Annotated in this window: 16 protein-coding genes and 1 other RNA gene; 8 read left to right on the top strand and 9 right to left on the bottom strand. The window is 70.5% G+C overall.

Annotated elements, in window-relative coordinates; translation table 11 throughout:
- Positions 1–120: 120 nt before the first annotated feature.
- The 4 genes from NRY95_18245 to NRY95_18230 form a co-directional block, all read right to left on the bottom strand.
- On the bottom strand, positions 121–888 hold the full coding sequence (locus NRY95_18245; protein UYC15623.1) for an endonuclease/exonuclease/phosphatase family protein: 768 nt from the start codon (positions 886–888) through the stop codon (positions 121–123).
- A gap of 28 nt (positions 889–916) precedes the next feature.
- Entirely contained in the window at positions 917–1,753 is an 837-nt protein-coding gene (locus NRY95_18240; GenBank protein UYC15622.1) for a thiol:disulfide interchange protein DsbA/DsbL, read from the bottom strand.
- Between the two features lie 119 nt (positions 1,754–1,872).
- Entirely contained in the window at positions 1,873–2,514 is a 642-nt protein-coding gene (locus tag NRY95_18235; protein ID UYC15621.1) for a thiol:disulfide interchange protein DsbA/DsbL, read from the bottom strand.
- Between the two features lie 85 nt (positions 2,515–2,599).
- On the bottom strand, positions 2,600–3,421 hold the full coding sequence (locus NRY95_18230; GenBank protein UYC15620.1) for a c-type cytochrome: 822 nt from the start codon (positions 3,419–3,421) through the stop codon (positions 2,600–2,602).
- Between the two features lie 129 nt (positions 3,422–3,550).
- Here NRY95_18230 and yihA point away from each other — a divergent pair, with 129 nt between their 5' ends.
- The gene (gene yihA, locus NRY95_18225) at positions 3,551–4,174 is read left to right on the top strand and encodes a ribosome biogenesis GTP-binding protein YihA/YsxC (GenBank protein UYC15619.1); all 624 of its coding nucleotides are present in this window, start codon (positions 3,551–3,553) and stop codon (positions 4,172–4,174) included.
- A gap of 404 nt (positions 4,175–4,578) precedes the next feature.
- Here yihA and NRY95_18220 read toward each other — a convergent pair whose 3' ends face one another.
- The 5 genes from NRY95_18220 to NRY95_18200 form a co-directional block, all read right to left on the bottom strand.
- On the bottom strand, positions 4,579–5,571 hold the full coding sequence (locus NRY95_18220) for an MBL fold metallo-hydrolase (protein UYC15618.1): 993 nt from the start codon (positions 5,569–5,571) through the stop codon (positions 4,579–4,581).
- 107 nt (positions 5,572–5,678) lie between these two features.
- Positions 5,679–6,509: a helix-turn-helix transcriptional regulator gene (locus NRY95_18215; GenBank protein ID UYC15617.1), complete on the bottom strand. Its 831-nt coding sequence runs from the start codon at positions 6,507–6,509 to the stop codon at positions 5,679–5,681.
- A gap of 269 nt (positions 6,510–6,778) precedes the next feature.
- Positions 6,779–6,854, bottom strand: a non-coding RNA gene (locus NRY95_18210) — sX9 sRNA.
- Between the two features lie 61 nt (positions 6,855–6,915).
- A complete protein-coding gene (locus NRY95_18205; GenBank protein ID UYC15616.1) occupies positions 6,916–7,338 on the bottom strand; it encodes a VOC family protein in 423 nt (140 codons plus the stop codon).
- Between the two features lie 145 nt (positions 7,339–7,483).
- Positions 7,484–8,179 carry a VIT family protein gene (locus NRY95_18200; GenBank protein UYC15615.1) on the bottom strand — a complete coding sequence of 232 codons (696 nt, stop codon included), beginning with the start codon at positions 8,177–8,179 and terminating at the stop codon, positions 7,484–7,486.
- A 219-nt stretch (positions 8,180–8,398) separates the two neighbouring features.
- On the opposite strand from NRY95_18200, the gene NRY95_18195 reads away from it, so the two are divergent.
- From NRY95_18195 to NRY95_18165, 7 genes are all read left to right on the top strand, one after another.
- A complete protein-coding gene (locus NRY95_18195; protein UYC15614.1) occupies positions 8,399–9,763 on the top strand; it encodes a glutamate--cysteine ligase in 1,365 nt (454 codons plus the stop codon).
- A gap of 885 nt (positions 9,764–10,648) precedes the next feature.
- Entirely contained in the window at positions 10,649–11,833 is a 1,185-nt protein-coding gene (gene wecB / locus NRY95_18190; GenBank protein UYC15613.1) for a UDP-N-acetylglucosamine 2-epimerase (non-hydrolyzing), read from the top strand.
- Positions 11,830–14,052: a hypothetical protein gene (locus NRY95_18185; protein UYC15612.1), complete on the top strand. Its 2,223-nt coding sequence runs from the start codon at positions 11,830–11,832 to the stop codon at positions 14,050–14,052. The genes wecB and NRY95_18185 overlap by 4 nt, the downstream gene beginning before the upstream one ends.
- A gap of 6 nt (positions 14,053–14,058) precedes the next feature.
- Entirely contained in the window at positions 14,059–16,203 is a 2,145-nt protein-coding gene (locus NRY95_18180) for a glycosyl transferase family protein (protein UYC15611.1), read from the top strand.
- Positions 16,200–19,028: a hypothetical protein gene (locus NRY95_18175; protein UYC15610.1), complete on the top strand. Its 2,829-nt coding sequence runs from the start codon at positions 16,200–16,202 to the stop codon at positions 19,026–19,028. The genes NRY95_18180 and NRY95_18175 overlap by 4 nt, the downstream gene beginning before the upstream one ends.
- A gap of 50 nt (positions 19,029–19,078) precedes the next feature.
- Complete coding sequence (locus NRY95_18170; protein UYC15609.1) at positions 19,079–20,089, top strand: twin-arginine translocation pathway signal; 1,011 nt, start codon at positions 19,079–19,081, stop codon at positions 20,087–20,089.
- 4 nt (positions 20,090–20,093) lie between these two features.
- Positions 20,094–21,218 (top strand): cell division protein FtsQ, encoded by a 1,125-nt coding sequence (locus tag NRY95_18165; protein UYC15608.1) that lies wholly within the window; start codon positions 20,094–20,096, stop codon positions 21,216–21,218.
- Positions 21,219–21,222: the final 4 nt, after the last annotated feature.

Genomic DNA, 21,222 nt, shown 5'->3' with positions numbered 1-21,222 from the left:
TCGAAGTCGCTTCCACCATGCCTTGCGAGCCGCCGCATTTCTGTAGGAGCGCAGCGGTACAGGGAAACAGCACAGGAAACGCAACCGCGCAGGAACGCAGCAGCCGAGCCGATGCAGCCCCTAGCGCAGCATCGCCTGCGGTACTTCGATCTCGGTCGCCACCGCCAGGTGGTCGGAGAACGCGGCGGGGAGCGCGCGTTGTTCGTTGCAGCGCAGGCCGTCGCTGACCAGGATGTGGTCGATCGCGCGCTGCGGGCGCCAGCTGGGGAAGGTCGGCACCACGCAGCCCGGCGGTTGCAGCCGGGTGCGCTTGTACAAAGCCTGCATCTCGGGCCGGTCGGCGACGCAGTTGAAGTCGCCCATCAGCACCACGTTGGGATGGTCGGACAGCAGTTCGGCGATGAACGCCAGCTGCGCTGCGCGCGAGTTGGCGCCCAGCGACAGGTGCGCCACCGCGATCGCCAGCCCTTCGGCGCCGTCGCCGAACTTGGCCAGCAGCACGCCGCGCCCGCCGAGCCGGCCGGGCAGGGGGTGGTCCTGGACCTCGACCGGTTCCAGCCGGCTGAGCAGGCCGTTGGCGCTGGAGGCCACGCCGCCCATGCGCCGGTTCGGCTGGTGGCTCCAGTAGTTGAAGCCGGCGCGCTCGGCCAGGTAGTGGGTCTGGTTGGTGAAGCCCGAGCGCAGGCTGCCCGGATCGCTTTCCTGCAGGCCGACGATGTCGTGCTCGCGAGCCAGTTGCGCGATCGCGTCCAGGCTGCTGCGCTTGCTTCCCGCCGGCAGCGCGTGCGACCAGCTGCGGGTCACGTAGTCGCTGTAGCGGCGCGTGCTGGAGCCGGCCTGGATATTGGCGGTGAGCACGCGCAGCGTGCGGGTGGCGGGGGCGGTCACGGCAGGGCGGCCTGGTGGGAGCGGGAGCTTACTTGGCCAGCGCCGCGCGCTCGCGCGCGATCAGGTGATCGGCGATGCGCAGGATGTCGTTGTAGTCCTTGCCCTTGACCAGGTACTTGCCGTTGACGATCAGCGATGGCGTGCCCTTGATGTCGCTGCGCGTGGCGAACTGCTTGGCGCGGTTGGTCTTGCTGCTGACCGCGAAGCTGCCCATGGTGTCGGCGAACTGCTTGGGATCCACGCCGTACTTGGCGTAGAAGCCGGCGATGTCCTGCACCGAATCGCGGCCGCGCTCGCCCTTCAGGGTCTCGTCGACGTGGATCGCCTTGTACAGCGCCTCGTGGGTCTTTTCCTGCACGCCCAGCGCCTCGGCGGCGTAGAACGCGCGGGCATAGTCGTCCCAGGGGCCGCCGAACATCGCCGGCACGTAGACGAAGTGCACATCCGACGGCAGGCCGGCCTTCCACGGGCCGATCAGCGGCTGGAAGCGCGCGCAGGCCGGGCACACGTAGCCGAACACCTCGGCCACCTCGATCTTGCCATTGGTCGGCTGGAACGGCTGGCCGCCCGGGATGTCGACGTAGTCGGTGCCGGCGACCGGTTCGGCCCCGCTCGGCGCACGCGCCGCGACCGCTGCGGCCGGCGCATCGGCGGCAGGCGGCGTGGCGCCGGCATCGGCGGTGGGGGCGCTGTCGGCTGCGGCGGGCGCCGCGGTCTCGCTCGCGCTGGTCGCGGGCGCCGCCGGCGCCGCGGCGGGCGCGTCGGTGGCGGCCGGGGCGACGGTGTCGGCAGTGCCGTCCTGGGCCTTGCATGCCACCAGGATCGGCAGCAGGGCCATCAGGGTCAGGGCGAAGCGGGTCTTCATCGGCGGCATCTCCAGCAGGATGGGGGGCGAAAACGCCTGCCGCGCCGAACAGCGCGGCAGGCAACCCCATCATGATGCCATGGCGCAGATGAAGCGCCGTGCTGCGGTTTCGGCTGCGCTTACTTGGCCGCGCGCTCGCGGGCGACCAGCGCATCGGTGATGCGCAGCATGTCCTGGAAGTTCTTGCCCTTGACCAGGTACTTGCCGTTGACCACCAGCGCCGGGGTGCCGGGGATATCGCTGCGCGCGGCGAAGTCGCGTGCGGCCTTGACCTGCGCGGCCACCTGCGGGCTGCTGTAGGTGGCGACGAAGTCCTGCGGCTTCACCCCGTACGCGGCGTAGAACGCGGCCAGTTCCTCCGGCGCCACGTTCTGTACCGGCACGCTGTGCTTGTCGTGGATCGCCTCGAACAGGTCGTGGTGGCTGCGGGTCTGCACGCCGAGCTTCTGCGCGGCATAGAAGGCGCTGGCGAAGCTGTCCCAGAAACCGCCGAACGCGGCCGGCACCAGGGTCACCCGCACATCCTTGCCCTGCTTGCGCGTCCACTCTTCCAGGATCGGCTCGAAGTGCGCGCAGTGCGGGCAGGTGTAGCCGAACACTTCCACCACCTCGATCTTGCCGGCCAGCGGCGCGAAGGGCTGCGGGTTGGGGATCAGCGCGTAGTCCTCGCCTTCGACCACGGCGGCGGTCCTGGGCTGCGCGCAGGCGCTCAGCGGCAACAGGGTGAGCAGGCATAGCAGCAGGCGGGGCAGACGGTTCATGCGATCTCCATGGCAAAAAACGAACGCCGGTCGTGACGACCGGCGCGAGGGGGAAGCGGTCCGGCGCCGCGACGGCGGCGCACGCTCAGGATTGTTGCGCAGGCGCGGCCTGTTGGGGCGAGGCCGATGCCGGCGCGGCCTGCGCCGCGGCCGCGTCGTCGGCGCGATCGTGCAGGCCCTGCAGGTAGCTGCCCAGCGCCTTCATCTCCTGCTCGGTCAAGGGCTTGGCCACCTGCGCCATGATCTTGAACAGGGTCGGGTCGCGTTCCTGGCTGGTGCCGGCCTGGTACTCCTGCAGGCGCCGCGCCACGTAGTCGGCATGCTGGCCGCCCAGGTGCGGATACGCGGGGCCGGGATTGCCGGCGCCGGTGGGGCCGTGGCACGCCATGCACGCCGGAATCCCGCGCGACGCATCGCCGCCGCGGTACAGCTGCTGCCCGACCTCGTAGAACTTCATGCCGGCGTACGGGCCTTCGCTGACCACCGCGTCGTCGGCGATGCCGGCACCGGCCTTCTGCGTGGCGAAGTAGGCGCCGATGTCGCGCATGTCCTGTGCGCTCAGCGGCTGCACGAACGGCACCATCGCCGCCACCGCGCCGGCGGTGCGCTCGCCGTGCGCGATCAAGGCCATCTGCCGCGCGCTGTAGCGTTCGCTCTGGCCGGCGATGCGCGGATACATCGCGATCGCCGGGTTGCCGTCGGCGCCATGGCAGGCGGCGCAGGCGGCGGCCTTGGCCTGGCCGGCCTTGGCATCGCCCCAGGCGACTTTGCCGACGTCGCCTTCCAGCGGCGCGGTGCGCACCGGCGCGTTGTCCGGAACGGGAACCACCGAGGTCTGCGCGAACGCGACCGCGGCGGCGATGGAAATTGCTAGACCGGCAAAGGCAAGAACGCGAGCGTGGCGCATTAGCTGGAGCTCCGTATGACCCGACCCGCGGCTGCCAGGCCGGCGACCGCACTCGCGCGATTATCCCCGCGCCGCGCCCTGCCGGTCAACGAACCCCGCCCGGAGCGGCGGACGTGCGATCCTAGCGCCATGTCGCTGCTCATCGAACGTGCCCACTACCTGCTTTCCGCCCACAATCCCCGGCAGCTGCCGGAGGACGGGGGCTGGGAGGTGGCCTTCGCCGGCCGCTCCAACGCCGGCAAATCCAGCGCGCTGAACGCGCTCACCCGGCAGAACGCGCTGGCCCGCGTGTCCAAGACCCCCGGCCGCACCCAGCAGCTGGTGTTCTTCCAGATCCAGCCCGAGCGCTATCTGGTGGACCTGCCCGGCTATGGCTACGCCAAGGTGCCGCTGGAGCTGCAGGCGCACTGGCAGTCGTTCATCGACAAGTATTTCCGCACCCGCGAGGCCCTGCGCGGCCTGGTGGTGGTGATGGACATCCGCCACCCGCTGAAGGACTACGACCGGCAGATGCTCGGTTACGCGGTGCAGCGCGGACTGCCGGCGCATGCGCTGCTGACCAAGGCCGACAAACTCGGCCGCGGCCAGCAGGCGCAGGCGCTGCAGCAGGTGCGCAAGGAGTTGTCCAGCTCGTTCGGCGACACGGTCAGCGTGCAGCTGTTTTCCGGCGAGACCCGCCAGGGCGTGGACGAGGCGCGTGCCATCGTCGGCGGCTGGCTGGGGCTGGACACGGAGCCGACCGCCACTGCGTGAGCGCGGCGGCGCCGGACCTCCGGCGTCTTCTGCGCAGGCGCTGCCTGCGATCGATCGCGAGCGGCGGACGCGGCGGTCCTGTCTGCGTTGGCTGCATCGCATGCGCGATGCCGGGCGCCCGCAGGGGTGGATGCCGGTACGGGCGCAGCCTCATGCATCCAAGCACCGCGAGACGCTTCGCGCCTGACCCTCACCCCAACCCCTCTCCCGGCGGGAGAGGGGCTAGCAGTTGTTCCCTTCTCCCACCGGGAGAAGGTGCCCCGCAGGGGCGGATGAGGGTACGTGCGCAGCCTCGTGCCCCCAAACGCCGCGAGTCGCTTCGCGCCGGACCCTCACCCCAACCCCTCTCCCGGTGGGAGAGGGGCTAGCAGCTGTTCCCTTCTCCCACCGGGAGAAGGTCGCACTCAAGGCGTGGCCGGCAACGGCGCGAACTCGGCCGGGACCCAGGCGAACGCGTCGCCGTCGCGGCGCACATGGCCCAGGCCCGGGAACGGCAGATGCGCGCCGGCCACCCACCAGCCGCCGTCGGCGGCCTGGGCCATGGTGCGCCTGCGCGCGGCGATCGCCGCCGTGCGGTCGCTGTCGGCTTCGTAGGAGGCCCGCGGCTGCGCGAACTGCACCGCGTGGTAGTGCACCAGGTCGCCCCACACCAACACCTGCTGGCCATCGCCGCCGTCGAACCGGTAGGACACATGGCCGGGCGTATGCCCGTGCGTATCCAGCGCCACCGCGGCGCCGGGCAACGCATCGCCGGGACGAAAGCGGCGCAGCCGGTCCTTGGCCTGGTACGGTGCGGCCGCCGCGCGCGCCAGCGGGAACGCGAACTTCAGCATCTGCGGTGCGCTTGCTTCGCTGGCCGGATCCAGCCAGTACGCGGCATCGGCCGCGCTCAGCCACACCGTGGCGTTGGGATAGGCCGCCTGTCCCTGCGCATCGAGCAGGCCGCACATGTGGTCCGGGTGCGCGTGGGTCAGCAGCACGTCGTCCACCTGCGCCGGCGCGTAGCCGGCCGCGCGCAGGTTCGCCAGCACCTGGCCCAGGCCGGGGCCGAAGCAGGTGGCGGTGCCGGTATCGACCAGGGTCAGGTGCGTGCCGTCCTGGATCAGGTAGGCGTTGACCGCGGTCTGCAGGCCCTTGGCGGTTTCCGGCACGTAGCGATGGTCGAGCAGGCGCGCGATCGCCTCCGGGGCGATGTTCGCCAGTTGCGCGCGCGGCAGCGCCACGGTGCCGTCGAACAGGGCGGTGACGCGCAACCGGCCGATTGCCTGGCGATAGACGCCTGGCACCTGCGTCTGGCTGCTGGCCGGCGCGGCGGCATGGGCGGGGGGCGGCAGCGTCAGCGCCGCGCTGGCACTCAGGGCCAGCGCGCACAGCGCGCGCAACGGGAACACGGACATGGGGACTTCCTGGCAGAGCGGCAGGCGCCGCGGTACCGGCATGCTGCGCCTGCGCCGCTGCGCGATTCGCTCATTCCGCTGCGCGCGGCGCTCAGCGCCGACGCGGCTCAGTTGCCGATGCTGGACGGGTCCAGGCCGTAGCGTTGCTGGAAGCGTTGGCTGAAGCTGCGCACCGAACGATAGCCGGCGTGCGCGGCGACCGTCTTCAGCGGCCAGCGCGTGGTGTAGAGCAGCTGCATCGCATGCGCCAGGCGCGCATCGGCGAGCAGTTCGCGCAAGGAGGTGCCTTCGCTGGCCAGGTGTCGGCGCAAGGTCGCGCCGCTGAGGCCCAGGCTGTCTTCGATGTCGCGCGAGCGCCAGGCGCGTTGCGGCTGCGCGACGATCAGGTCGCGCACCTGCGCGGCCACGCTCGGCGCCGGCGGCATCAACAGGCCGCCGTGGCCGCGCCGGCACAGTGCCACCACCAGGGCCGCCAGCGCCAACCGCGCCTCGGTGTAACGGCCGTCCTGCAGCGCCTGCCGCCATTGCAGCAGGGTGATGCCGAACTCCTCGGCGCGCAGCCGCGCCAGTTCCGCGCCGGCAGCGGGCAGCGGTTCGTTCCACAGCACGCGCGCCGCGCTCAGCGCTTCTTCGCACAGCGGCACCAGCACGCTCAGGTGCAGGCCGCTGTGCGGATCCGGGATGTTGACCACATCAATGCGGCAGCGCTGCGTCACCAGGAACAGGTCGCCCGGCACGAAGTCCAGGGTTTGTGTCGCGGTGCGCACCTGCTTGCGTCCCTGCACCAGGATCGCCAGGTGCGGCTGCGGGATATCCACCGAGCGCGCCCCGTGTTCGCGACGCGCGGTGATGCAGGCATAGCCCTCGGCCTGCGTGCAGTCGGCCAAGCTGGCCAGGCGCGCGAGCAGCAAGGCGTTGGAAGAAGTGGTGACGGCCATGGCCGCCGATGCTACCGCAGTGCACTGCGCGCGCGCTCAGAGTGAAGCGCCGGGCCGCTACATCGCAGCCGGCAGGACCACCACGACTGCGCTGGTGCCGGCCCCGCAAACTGCCGGTCTCGGCGCGCCACAGGCCGCTTCCCCGCGGGTTTGGCCGTTCGCGCCGCGGACAGCCGACGCATATCGCTTCAACGTGCATCACACACTTTAGCCAGCGGCGATCGAAAGAACCGGAGGGCCCCACACCATGCCGGATGAGACTTTAGCGTGGCTAACGAAACGTCGCGAGCGGTCGCCAGGCGGGCGCGGACGGCGCACAGAAACTGCAGTGCACAAGTGGTACATGAGGATTTCGAGCGCTGCACGCGCCCGCCTGGCGGCTGCGCAGTCGTTTTGTCAGCCGCTCTTACCTGGGAGGCTGCATGACCTCGATGGTGATCCCGTCGGGTCCGCTGACGTAGGCAACGACGGTTCCCGCGCGTGGCCCGGCCTCGATCGGTCGCGGAGATCCTTTCAAGTGCCATCCCTGCGCCTGGATCCTGGCGACAGCCACGTCGATATCCGTCACGGTGACGGCAAGATGGGCCGCGCCGATCGCGCCAGCGCTTGCGGGTGTCTTGCCCAACGTGCGGGCTGTCGAGTATTCCAGCAGTTCGATGGGAAAGCCGGCAGGCGATACCACCAGCGCCATGCGGCAACGAGGATCGTCGACGCCCGTCACCTCGCGCAGGAAATCGCCGCCCATTTCGCCTGTGCGGACAAGTTCGAAGCCCATGGCCTCAGTCCAGAACGCGATCGCCTCATCCAGCGATGAAACGGAAAATCCCATGTGGTCGACGACGAAGGTACCAGTGTTAATTTTCAGTACTCCAGTTCAGGTTCCGCTTTGAGCGATGGGCGTGCGGTCGCCTCGCACTTCGGGGAAACACGTGTCGGCCATGCCGGTGATGCTACCCAGTACGGTGCGCGTCCGCTCACACATGCACGCCGAACACGTGCCCGATCGCGCCGCTGGCGAGCATCGCCGCCGCGCCCCAGAACACCACACGCACCGCACCGCGCACGCCCGAAGCGCCGCCGGCGCGCGCGGCCAGCGCGCCGGTCAGCGACAGGCCGACCAGGGTCGCCGCGCCGGTCACCCACAGTTGCCGGCCGTCCGGCGCCAGCCACGCGGCCACGACCGGCAGCGCCGCGCCGGTGCAGAATGCTGCCGCCGACGCGGCCGCCGCCTGCAACGGCCGCGCGCGCAGGGTCTCGGTGATGCCGAGCTCGTCGCGCGCATGCGCGCCCAGCGCATCGTGCGCGGTCAACTGCTCGGCGACCTGGCGCGCCAGCGCCGCGTCCAGCCCGCGCTGGCGGTAGATGCCGGCCAGTTCTTCCAGCTCGCTGTGCGGGTCCTCGCGCAACTCGCGGCGCTCGATCGCCAGATCGGCGCGCTCGGTGTCCACCTGCGACTGCACCGACACGTATTCGCCGGCGGCCATCGACATCGCGCCGGCGACCAGGCCGGCGATGCCGGTCGCCAGGACCGCCGGCGCGGGCGCGCCGCTGCTGGCCACGCCGACCACCAGTCCGGCCACCGACAGGATGCCGTCGTTGGCGCCGAGCACCGCGGCGCGCAGCCAGCCGGCGCGATCGGCGCGATGCAGTTCGGAGTGGGCGGGGCGCATCGGCTGCCTGCAGGGCGGGGAACAGGCCAGCAGCCTAGCCGAGCGCGCTGCGGCCGGCGGTGCTGCGTCTCACTCTCGCCGGCGCCAACGGCGCGGATCGTGGAATGCTGCAGCACCGCCGGTAGCGATGTGGGCTTCGCGCCGGTCACGCTATAGTGCGGCCCTTGCGATGCTGGCGGGCCATCCCCACATCGCCTCATCTTCCGTGCGAGCCTGCCCTTGTCGAGCCCCAGCCACGTTGCCGAAACGCCGATCACCGACCGCAACGAGCTGGTCGAGGTGTTGGCCTCCGGAGAAAAGCCCGAAGCGCAGTGGCGCATCGGCACCGAACACGAGAAGTTCGGCTTCCGCCTGGACGACCTGCGCCCGCCGACCTTTGACGGTGAGCGCGGCATCGAGGCCCTGCTCACCGGCCTGACCCGCTTCGGCTGGGAGCCCGTGCAAGAAGGCGGGCACACCATCGCGCTGCTGCGCGACGGCGCCTCGGTGACGCTGGAACCGGCCGGGCAGCTGGAACTGTCGGGCGCGCCGCTGGAAACCATCCACGACACCTGCGTGGAGGTGGGCAGCCACCTCAACGAGGTCAAGCAGGTCGCCGACGAACTGCGCCTGGGTTTCCTCGGCATGGGCTTCCAGCCGAAGTGGCGCCGCGACGAGATGCCGTGGATGCCCAAGGGCCGCTACCAGATCATGAAGAACTACATGCCCAGGGTCGGCTCGCTCGGCCTGGACATGATGACCCGCACCTGCACGGTGCAGGTGAATCTGGATTACGCCAGCGAAGCGGACATGATCAAGAAGTTCCGCGTGTCGCTGGCGCTGCAACCGATCGCCACCGCGCTGTTCGCCGATTCGCCGTTCACCGAGGGCAAGCCCAACGGCTACCTCAGCTACCGCTCGCACATCTGGACCGATACCGACGCCGACCGCACCGGCATGCTCGACTTCGTGTTCGAGGACGGTTTCGGCTACGAGCGCTACGTCGATTACCTGCTCGACGTGCCGATGTACTTCTCCTACCGCGACGGCACCTACGTCGACGCCAGCGGGCAGAGCTTCCGCGATTTCATGCAGGGCAAGCTGCCGGCCCTGCCGGGCGCGCTGCCGACGCTGCGCGACTGGTCCGACCACATGACCACCGCGTTCCCGGAAGTGCGGCTGAAGAAATACCTGGAAATGCGCGGCGCCGACGCCGGTCCCTGGGGCCGGCTGTGCGCGCTGTCGGCGTACTGGGTCGGCCTGCTGTACGACGATGCCGCACTGGATGCGGCCTGGGACCTGGTCAAGGACTTCAGCCTGGTCGAACGCCACGCGCTGCGCGACGGCGTGCCCAGGCAGGCGCTGAAGCTGACGTTCCGCAACGGCACCGTGCAGGACCTGGCCGCCGAGTCGGTGAAGATCGCCCTGGACGGCCTGCGCCGCCGCGCGCGCCTGAACGGCGACGGCCAGGACGAATCGCGCTTCCTGGAACCGCTGGTGGAGATCCTGCACGCCGGCCAGACCGCGGCCGAACGCAAGCTGGCGCTGTACCACGGTGCGTGGCAGGGCGATATCGATCGGGTGTTCCGCGAGTTTGCCTACTGATACTGATTGGCGTGTGCCGGTCGCGTGCGATGCGGCTGGCTGTGCTGCGGAGCGAAGCCTTGGTCTGGGAGTGGCTACATTGCGACGCCGCAGCGCAACGCCACAGCCATTCCTGGATCGCGAATTCGTCCAACGGACCGCGTGCCACTGCTGGCCTCCCGCACCGCTGCGGAGATGCGCAGTTTCACGCCTGCATCGTCACGGGTATAACCCATGCGCCGGCGCTGGTCCTGGCGTTGCTGGGGGTGTTCGGGTTTGAAAGCGCAAGGGTCTGGAAAAGGATTGACTTTTCCGTGATGGATGGACCCCTTGAAAAGGGCTGCATCACCCATCCCAAGAATCGGCGGAGTCGGTTTGCTTGACCGAGAAGGGGTTTCGCTTGGCCAAACAGCTTGCCGAAAAGCATTTTGCGGTGCGCGATTGATGTGGGGCGACCTCAAGGAGCGTGCGCGCTAGCCATGCCGTGCCGCGTGCGCCGTAGTCTGGAGCGCTGATTGCTCGCCGGCACAGATCGGCACTCGAGGCCTGTGCGCTTCTACGGTTGAGGATCCGGCAAGCTCGCGCCATCGGTACCGACGCGTCGTCAGCCGCCGCTGCTGGCGGTGGTCCAGGCGCCCAGGGCGGGCCCGCCGCCACCGCCCGGCGGTGGCTGAAGGCGGCGATTGGTGGCGCAGGTGCCCGTGCGACAACCGGGTCGCCGCCGACCGATCTGTCCTGAAAGTGCGAGCGTTCAGCACTCGGCACCAAGGCGAAAAGCCTCGTGGTGCTTGGCGATGCGCGGCATGAGGCCGGGCATCGCCCCTGTGGCCTACACGATTTGTATACACCATATCACACATATTGTGTGACGATGGTCACGATTAATCGGTGACCCTGGAGTGGGTAGTGAAGGTTCTTTGCGTTTTTGGTACGCGCCCCGAGGCGATCAAGATGGGGCCGCTGGTCCGCGCGCTGCGCGTCGCGCCGGGGATCGACTCCCTGGTCTGCATCACCGGACAGCATCGGGCGATGCTGGATCAGGTGATGGCCTTGTTCGCGATCCAGCCGGATCACGACCTCGATGTGATGGTGGCCGACCAGACCCTCAACGGCCTGTGTTCGCGGTTGTTCGCCAGACTCGACGCGCTGTATGCGCAGGTGCGGCCGGACCGCGTGCTGGTGCACGGCGATACCAGTACCGCGATGACCGCCGCGCTGGCCGCCTTCCATCGGCGCATTCCGGTTGGCCATGTCGAAGCGGGCCTGCGCACCGGCAATCTGCAGCAGCCGTGGCCGGAAGAAATGAACCGGCGGGTGATCGACGTGGTCGCCGACCATCTGTTCGCGCCCACCGCCAGCGCGCGCGACAACCTGCAGCGCGAGCACCTGTCCGGCCGCATCAGCGTCACCGGCAACACCGTGATCGATGCGCTGCAACTGACCGTCGAGCGGCTCGAGCGCGATGCCGTGCTGCGCACCACGGTGGATGCGCAGTTCCCGTTCCTGGATCCGCAGCGCAAGCTGCTGCTGGTCACCGGGCATCGTCGCGAAAGCTTCGGCGACGGCTTCGCCAACATCTGCCGCGCGCTGGCCGAACTGGCGCAGCGCAAGGACCTGCAGATCGTCTACCCGGTGCATTTGAATCCGAACGTGCAGGGCCCGGTCCGCGCGCAGTTGGGCGGCCTGGACAACGTGCACCTGATCGCGCCGCAGGACTACCTCGCCTTCGTGCGGCTGATGCAGCACGCGCACGTGGTGCTGACCGATTCGGGCGGCGTGCAGGAAGAAGCGCCGGCGCTGGGCAAGCCGGTGCTGGTGATGCGCGACGTCACCGAACGCCCCGAGGCGGTCCAGGCCGGGGTGGTGACCCTGGTCGGCACCGATCCGGCGCGGATCGTGGCCGCGGTCGCGGCGGCCTGCGAGCTGCCGCCGCGGCCTGCGCGGTTCCTGCCCCACGCCAGCCCCTACGGCGATGGCCGCGCCTCGGCGCGGATCGTGGCCGCGCTGCGCGGCCGGTCCTTCGACAGTTTCGTGCCCGGCCGCGCCGCGGCGGTGTCCCACCTCCCTCTTTTTTCAGAATCCACGCCATGACCCAGCCCCGCCGTTCCACCGCCCGTTTCCCCCAGGGTCTGCCGCTGGCCTTGGTCCTGTCGACCGCGCTGACCCCTGCCGCTGCCGCCGATTCGGTCGCCGGCCAGTTCGGCGAGTGGGCCGGCGCCAGCACGGTCACCCGCTCGATGACCCTGCGCGAGCTGGGCTTCAAGCAGTCGCTGGTGCTCAGCGGCCAGGAAAGCCAGCGCGACATCTACCTGCCGGTGCCGGCCGGCGTGCCGACCCGCGATGCGCAGTTGCAGGTCGATGCGCGCTACGTGCGCGGGCATACCGGGCGCACCTCCAGCCTGCTGTCGATCGACGGCGACCCGGTGTCGGCGCGTTCGATCACCGATGCCCAGGGCGATGCCAGCCAGCTGATCGGCATCGACGGCTTCGCCCGCCGCAACGGCTTCGTGCGCTTCGGCGTGGGCTGGTGGTCGGTGGTCTCCGAGTACCAGTGCGCCGACCAGAGCGCGCCGGCCAACGTGCTGCGGCTGTCGCCGGAGTCGCGCTTCAGCTACCGCTTCGACGGCCGCGCGATCGACACCGTGGCCAAGGCCTGGGGCGCATTGCCGGCCACGGTGCGGCTGCTGGTGGAAGGGCGCGCCACCAGCGTGCAAAGTTACGACACCGCGTGGCGCGTGGGCACGGCGCTGGAGAACGGCGGCAAGCGCGTCGAGGTGGTCGCGCTGCCGGCGGTGGGCAGCAACGTGGATCTGCGCGGGCTGGCGATCCCGGCCAGCCTGGCCGGCATTCCCGCCTACGCGGCCTTGTCCGACGGCAGCGCCAGCCACCGCGTCGGCAGCCTGGCCGAAGTCGGCGCGCTGCTGTCGCTCGGCGATGGCGGTCCGCTCGCGGTCGACGTGGCGGTGCTGAGCGATCCGTTGCGCGCAGGCGTGCGCGCCGCGCTGGATGCGCTGGGCAGCGAGGTCGCCGGCGCCGCGCCGGACGCGGCCGGCGCGTTCGCCGCATGGCGCAAGGCCGACATGGCCGGGTTCGAACAGGCGGCCGGCACCGCGTCGGTGCAGGTGGCGCTGGTCGGCGGACATCCGACCCTGCTGGTCGCCAGCGGCGCCGGCGCCAAGGTCGCCGGCCTGCTGACCCAGCAATGGCGCGCCTATGCACAGGGCCGTGCGCTGCAGGTGAGCACGGCGCTGCTGCCGCCGGCCGACAAGGACGTGGTGCTGCTCGGCCGCCTCGGCGACATGGCCGGGACCCAGGACATCGTCTCGCGCGGCGACCGCACCGCGAACTTCGACCTGGGCGCGCTGTCCAGCGAAGGACGCCTGCCCAGCGAAGTGGTGGTCGACGTCAGCGCGGCGCCGAACCCGGCCGGGCAGGGCGCGGTCGCCTCGATCTTCTTCAACGACTACCTGCTGGGCGCCAAGGTGCTCGACGCCGACGGCAAGCCGCAGCGGCTGGTCGCCAAGGTGCCGAGCTTCGCGCTGGCCGCGCGCAACCAGGTGCGGATCAGTTTCCTGCGCCAGCCGGCGCGCCCGTACTGCCACGATCCGGCCACCGGCTATCCGGTGTCGGTGCTGCCCAGCAGCCACATCCGCCTGGCCGAGCGCAGCCTCGCCGCCGATTTCGTCGGCGCGGCCTCGCAGCTGGCAGGCGCGCACGAGGTATTCGTGCCCAGCGCCTGGCTGCAGGACGCGCCGGTCTCGCTGGCCAAGGTGATCCATCTCGCCGGCGCGACCGGCGCCTCGCCGATGCAGGCGGTGCTGAAGGTCGGCGCTGCCAACACCGCGATCGCGCCGACCGGTCCCTACCTCAGCTTCGTGCTGGCGCCGCAGGGGCTGGCGCAGAGCGGGGCGGTGCGCGACGGCAAGCTGGTGGTGTCCGGCCCGGGCAAGCAGGTGCTGCTGGACCTGGCCGGGCTCGACCGCGCCGCGCTGGTCGAAGTGGTCGGCAGCGGCGCCAACACCGGGGTGATCTACCGTGAGCTGGGGACGCAGGGGCCGCAGATCGCCGAACCGTTCCGGCTGATCCGCGGCAACCTGGCGCTGCTGGATGCCAACGGCGTGGTGCAGGACTTCGACGGGCAGGACCCGACCGGCGCGCGCATGGCCGAGCAGAGCAACCCGCAGCCGCTGTGGCAGCAGCACATGGTGTGGCTGGTGGTGCTGGTGGGGGTGATCGTGTTCATGCTGCTGGCCGCGCGCGTGGTGCAGGTGCGTCGCCGCCGCAAGTCCGCGCAGACCAACGGGCACTGATCGCCTGTGGACGGTCTGTACTGGAACATCTACCTGGCCAACTACTACGCCTTCCTGGAGGCGGCGGCCGTGGTGGTCGCGGTGGTGATCCTGATCTCCAGCCTCGACGACCTGTTCATCGACGCCTGGTACTGGACGCGCGAAATCTGGCGCAGCGTGATCCTCAAGCAGCGCAGCGAATACCGGCCGCTGACCCAGCAGGACCTGCTGCAGCGCCCGGAACAGACGCTGGCGATCATGGTGCCGGCCTGGGCCGAGTTCGACGTGATCGGGCAGATGGTCGAGAACATGATCGACGTGCTCGACTACCACGACTACATGGTCTTCGTCGGCACCTATCCCAACGACGCGCAGACCATCGCCGAAGTGGAACGCATGCGCCGCCGCTACAAGCGCATGCGCCGCATCGAGGTGCCGCACGACGGCCCGACCAGCAAGGCCGACTGCCTGAACTGGCTGGTCCTGGCGATCTTCGAGTACGAGAAGCAGAACGACATCGAGTTCGCCGGCGTGGTCCTGCACGACAGCGAAGACGTGCTGCACCCGCTGGAGCTGCGCTTCTTCAACTACCTGCTGCCGCGCAAGGACATGATCCAGTTGCCGGTGACCTCGCTGGACCGCGAGTGGTACGAGCTGGTGGCCGGCGTCTACATGGACGAATTCGCCGAATGGCACGCCAAGGACCTGGTGGTGCGCGAAAGCGTGTCCGGCATGGTGCCCTCGGCCGGCGTGGGTACCTGCTTCTCGCGCAAGGCGCTGCTGGCGCTGAGCGAGGTCAGCGACAACCAGCCGTTCAACACCGACAGCCTGACCGAGGACTACGATGTCGGCGCGCGGCTGGCGGCGATGGGCATGCACTCGATCTTCGCGCGCTTCCCGGTGCAGTTCCGCGTGCGCCGCCCATCGTGGTTCGGCTGGGGCCCGGTGCGCGAGCGCACCCTGGACATGGCGCTGTGCGTACGCGAATACTTTCCCGACAACTTCCGCGCCTCGTACCGGCAGAAGGCGCGCTGGGTGCTGGGCATCGGCCTGCAGAGCTGGGAAACGCTGGGCTGGCGCGGTTCGCTGGCGACCAAGTACCTGCTCGCGCGCGACCGCAAGGGCATCGTCACCTCGTTCGTCAGCGTCTTCGCCTATGTGATCTTCCTGCAGCTGCTGCTGTTCTGGCTGCTCAAGGTCGCCGGCGCGTGGGACACCCAGTTTCCGACCGTCTTCCAGAGCGGCACCTGGCAGATGAACGTGGCGCTGCTGACCACCGCCGCGCTGGCCACGCGCGTGGCGCAGCGCTTCTACTTCGTCAACCGCCTGTACGGCTGGGAACATGCGCTGATGTCGATCCCGCGCATGGTGGTCGGCAACATGATCAACTTCATGGCCACCGCGCGCGCCTGGCGGCTGTTCCTGCTGTACCTGCTGTTCGGCAAGCGCATGGTGTGGGACAAGACCATGCACGATTTCCCCAGCGCCGCGCAGCTGGTGCATACCCGCAGGCGCCTGGGCGAACTGCTGACAACCTGGGAGGCGGTCGAGCCCGAGCGCCTGGTGCAGGCGTTGCGCCAGCAGGAGGGCGGACGCCAGCAACCGCTGGGCCGGATCCTGGTGGCGCAGGGCTGGCTGGACGACGAAACCCTGGCCGAAGCCATCGCCTTCCAGGGCGATCTGCCGCGCGCGGCGATCGACGTGGCGTATCTGCAGGCCGGGCAGTTCCCGTTGTCGGTGCAGGCCTGCGTGCAATGGCGGCTGCTGCCGCTGCCGTCGGACGTGCCCGGCGAAGTGGCGGTCGCGGTCTCCAACGCGCTGTCCGAAGAGGAGCAGGCGCGGCTGCTGCACGACCTGGACGCGAGCGTGCTCAGGCAGGCGATCGCGCGCGAAAGCGAAATCAACGCCGGCCTGCGCCTGATCAGCGGCGAAAGCTACCGCGTCGACGCGGTGCCGTTGCTGGGCGATGTGCTGGTGGAACTGCGCCTGATCGCGCGCGACCAGTTCGAGCGGGTGCTGGACGAGTACAGGCCGCAACGCGACGGCCGCATCGGCGATCACCTGGTGAAGCAAGGCGTCGCTACCCAGGCGGCGATCGCCGCCGCCGTGCGCGAGCAGCATCGCCGCGCGGCCAATCCCCAGTACAGCGTTGGCGGAGAGCTGAGCGCATGAGAATCCGCCTGCTCTCCAGCATGATCGCCCTGAGTCTGCTCGGCCTGGGCAGCGCCACCGCGCACGCGCAGCAGCTGCCGTTGGCCGGCGCCGCCTACCGCATCGCCGAGGACGCCTATGCGTCCTACGCCCGCGGCGATTACCAGCAGGCCAACCGCCAGGCCGCCGAAGCGGCGCGGCTGCGCCCGGACGTGCTGCGTCTGCGCCTGTTGCAGATCTACGCGCTGCAGAAGCTGGGCCGCGGCGACGAAGCGCGCGCGCAGGCGCGCCGTGCGCGCGCCGACGGGCTGCAGGATCCGGCGCTGCAGCGCCTGGCCACAGCGCCGAGCGCGACACCCGCGACGGCCGCCCGTGCCGGCGGCGCCCCCGCGCCGCGCGTCACCACGCATCCCAGCGCCGCCGAGCAGGCCTATCGGCACGCCTTCGCGCTCGCCACCCAGGCCTACGACGCCTACAACGACGACCGCATGGCCGAGGCCGCCGACAAGGCCGAACAGGCCTTCCGCCAACAGCCGCAGCAGGGCGCGTGGGCGGTGCTGTGGGTGTCGGCGCTGGAAACCCAGCAACGCTTCGAACAAGCCGAGGCCGCGGTCGCCACGGCGATCCAGCTGGGCGCGCCGAATGTCGCCGATCTGCAGGCCAAGCGCGTGGCGCTGGGCCGCCAGCGCGCGATCAGGCCGGCGCAGCAGGGCTACCAGGCGTTGATCGAGCAGGAGTTCGGCGCGGCCGCCGGGTTCGCCCGGCAAGCGGTGGCGGATGCGCCGGACGTGGCCTCGCACCGTCTGCTGCTGATGACCGCGCAGTTGCTGGACGGGCAACTGGTCGCCGCCGAGGCCACCGCCGACGCGGCCCTGGACAGCGACAGCGACAATACCGTGGCACTGGTGATGCGTGCGTACCTGCGCCAGCGCCAATTGCATACCGCGCAGGCCAATGCCGATTTCGACGCGGCCCTGCAGCAGGACTGGCTGGATCCGCAGCAGCAGCGCAACGTGCGCCTGCTGGCGGTGGATGCGGCGATCGCCGCAGGCGACCGCGCGCGTGCCGCACGCCTGTTGCAGCCGCTACGGGCCGATCCGCTGGCCGACGAGCAGGAACCGGCGCGCAAGCAGATCGGCCAGGCCATCGCCCAGCGCGAGAAGGCACTGCGCGGCGCCCGCCCGACAGCGTCGCTGACCCTGGCGACGTACCCGGCACCGTTCCAGCAATGCCGCGATACGCCCTACGGCACCCAGTGCGAACTGACGCCGGCCGACCTGCAAGGCAACGGTGGCGCCGCGTCGCGCGCCTATGCCGCGTACGCGCGGCAGGATTACCAGGACGCCATCCGCGAAGCGCAGCAGGCGCTGCTGCAGAGTCCGGACGACGGCAGCCTGCAGAACCTGCTCACCACCTCGCTGGCCGCCGGCGACCGCGCGCAGCGCGCGCAGGCGCGGCAGCGCCTGGACCGCGCATTGCAGCAGCGTCCCGCCGACGCCGGCCTGCTGATGCAGCGCGGCTACCTGCAGCAGCGCGCCGGCCGACCGGCGCAGGCGCTCGACGATTTCCGCGCGGCCGAGGCCACCGGCAAGGCGCCGCCCAGCGTGGTGCTCGACCAGGCCTATGCCAGCGCCGCCAACGGCGACAACCCGCAGGCGGTGGCGCTGCTGCGCAGCGCGATCGACCGCGCCGACCAGGGCGCGCTGCCGCTGGACAAGGCGCAGCGCTACACCACGCGCAGTTCGATCGCCAACCTCGGGCGCGAGTGGGGCATCACCGCCGCGGCCGGCTACCGCGGTGCGCGCCAGGCCGCGAGCAACCTGGGCGGCACGGCGATCAGCACCCCGGGCGATTCGGTGTTCAGCACCCTGGAGGCGTTCTGGCGGCCCGAGGCGCTCAACAACCGCCATGGCACGCTGGAAGCATATGCGCGCGCGGCCAACACGCTGTACGACGAGGGCGGCACGTTCGAATCGGTGCTCGCCGTGGACCCGTGCACCGGCGAAGCCACCGAAGACGCACGCGCGCGTGCCGAGCGCTTGAGCCGCTCGCGTTCCAGCGCCGGCTGGCCGTCCACCATCGGCTCGTTCGGCGTGCGCTACGCGTTCGGCCGCACCGGCCTGAGCGCGGGCATCGAGCGCCGCCAGTTCCTCGGCAGCGGCACCCGCAACGGCGGCGTCTATCCGGACGCGGCCGCGATCCAGTGCCGCATCCAGCGCGACTCCAACCAGCCGCAGCAGATCAATACGCAGGCGCGCTATCGCCTGGACCGCGGTGCCGGCGGCTGGATGTCCTACCTGACCTACGGCTTCTACCACGGCACCGGCGTGCGCACCGACGTGAACCAGTGGTGGACGCTGAGCGGCTATGCGCAGGCCGGCTACAGCTGGGACGACAACCGCGCGCGCTTCAGCGTGGATCGGCTGGACAGCGGCGGCGCGCCGGTCGAAACCCTGCTCGCCTCCGATGGCCGCCTGCATCGCGCGCAATGGTTCGCCGCCGCGGAACTGCATGCCGGGCGCAGCTACCGCTTCGGCGCCGAGCAGACCCGCTGGGTGCTGACCCCGTCTCTGGTGGTGGCCGCGGACTGGCTCGACCAGCGCTCGCGGGTCAGCGGCATCGACTACCCGCTGATCGGCGAGCAGGCGTTCGCCCTGTCCGACACCGACCGCAGCTGGTCGCTCGGCGCCGGTCCCGGCGTCGGCGCGCGCTACTGGTTCCGCGAGGACCGCTACAACGCGGCGCGGTCCTACCTGGACCTGAGCGTGCAATACCGCTTCGCGATCGGCGGTGGCGATACCCAACGCGCCAAGGGCCTGTTCGCCACCGCCACCTTCTCCTACTGATGCCTGCCCAAACACCTGCCATGACCGATCCTGTCGCCCCGATTGTTCCCGTGCCTACCCGTGCGCTGTGGCTTGGCCTGCTGTGCGCCTTCGCCGCCGCGCCGGTGCTGGCGCAGGCGCCAACTGCCACAGCCAGCGCCAGCGCCAGCGCCAGCGCGGCGCAGGAGTCCTCGATCGTGATGGTCGGCAAGGACGGCTGGTTGTTCCCTGCATGGGGCAGCCTGAGCGAGGTCGATGGCGCCGCGATCGGGCGCAACACCGCGTTGATCGCCGAGGCGCGCGCGGCGCTGGCCGCGGCCGGGATCGCGCTGGAGGTCGTGGTGCTGCCGGACAAGGCGCTGTTCTACGAGGACAAGCTGCCCGACGGCAAGCGCATGAGCGATGCCGTACGCGGCCGCTATGCGCTGGTCCGCACCGGTCTGGTGACGGCGCAGGTGCCGGCGGTGGATGCGCTGCAGGTGCTGCGCCAGGTCAAGCAGGGCGGGCAGGACGTGTTCTACCGCAGCGACCAGCATTGGACCCAACCGGCCGCCGACGCGGTGGCGACGGCGGTCGCCGCGCAGATCCGCCAGCAGCTGCCGCACCTGCAGGGCCGGGACGGCACCGGCATGGCCCTGGGCAGCGAGATCAAGGAGCGCCGCTTCGGCGATCTGGCCGAACTGTTCCTGACCGATGCGCAGCGCAAGGCGGTCGGCCGCGACACCTTCAGCGTGCGCCGCCAGTCCGAGCAGCAGGCGCTGCTGGACGACGCGCCGGCACCGGTGCACGTCACCGGGCACAGCATGGTGCAGCCGTATTTCGGTTTTCCGCAGAAATTGTCCAACGCGCTCGATCGCCCGGTGTCGGTGAACTGGAAGCCCGGCAATGTCGGCCACTGGGCGACGCTGCTGGAGTATCTGGAATCGCCCGAGTTCCAGCAGCGCAAGCCGCAGGTGCTGGTGTGGCAGATGTTCGAGCCGACCTATGGGCAGGGCCCGGACGCGCGCGGCCAGTGGGACAACGCCTCGATCATGAGCGTGCAGCAGTGGCAGGCGCGCCTGCACAAGGCGCTGGGACAGTAAGCCGATGAGTGCACGTCCCGGCGCAGCTGCGCCCCTGCCCGCGGCCGCGCCGGCGCGGGCGCACATCGCCACGGCCGTGGTGTTGGCCGCATTGCTGGTCGCCGGCCTGCTGTGCGGAAGCCGGATGCTGGGCCACGCCCAACTGCCGGCGGCATCGCTGGCGCCTGCACGCTGGGCCGATGGCGAGGCCGGCCGCGCGATCAATGCGGCATTGAAGCCGCCGCTGCAGGCGCGTGCCGACCTGGTCGGCGCGGCGGTGCGCTATCGGCTGCTCGGCGATCCGGGGCCGCAGGTCGCGCTGGGTTGTCCGGACTGGTTGTTCTACCGCGATGGCCTGCGTCCGCCTGCGGGCGCAGGCGCGCCGGTGTTGGCCCAGCGCGTGCACCTGATGCGGCACTGGTCGCGGCAACTGCAGGCGCAGGGCGTGCACCTGCTGGTGGTGGTGGTGCCGGACAAATCGCGGATCGAGCAGGCGCATACCTGCGGCCTGCACCATTCGGCGCCGATGCGCGCGCGGCTGGGGCAGTGGCAACAGGCGCTGGCCGCCGCGGGCGTGGCCTCGACCGATCTGCTGCCGGTACTGCAGGCAGGGCAGGCGCCGGTGTTCTTCCGCACCGACGTGCACATGAACCGCATCGGCGCGCAGCGCGCCGCCGACGCGGTGGCCACCTCCGCGCTGCCGCTGCTCGGCGGGCGCGGCGGGCAGGCGTTCGCGGTCGGCGCGCCCGGTGCGCCGACGCCGCGGATGGGCGACCTGATCGTGCTGGCCGGGCTGGAGCATGCGCCGCCGGCCTGGCGCCCGGCACTGGATCGCGAACCGCAGCAGACCATCGCACCGCTGCGCAGCGGCGGCTTGTTGGATGACACGCCGCCGGTGGAGGTATTGCTGCTGGGCAGCTCCAACGGACGCCGCAGCCTGTTCGCCGAGCGCCTGGGCAATGCCCTGGGCCGCGAAGTGTGGAACCAGAGCCTGGACGGCGGCCAGTTCTCCGGCGCGCTGCTGGCGGCCTGGCCGCAGCGCGCGCACTGGCCGCCGAGCCTGAAGCTGGTGATCTGGGAATTCTCCGAAATGGCCCTGTCCCTGCCGCTGACCGAGGGCGAGCAGGCGGCCTTGGCCGGGATCGACTGAGCGC

The organism is Xanthomonas campestris pv. phormiicola, from assembly GCA_025666215.1.
GTDB classification, from domain to species: domain Bacteria; phylum Pseudomonadota; class Gammaproteobacteria; order Xanthomonadales; family Xanthomonadaceae; genus Xanthomonas_A; species Xanthomonas_A campestris_A.
The sequence above is the reverse complement of the archived record's forward strand: the minus strand, read 5'-3'. Positions and strand labels throughout refer to the sequence as shown.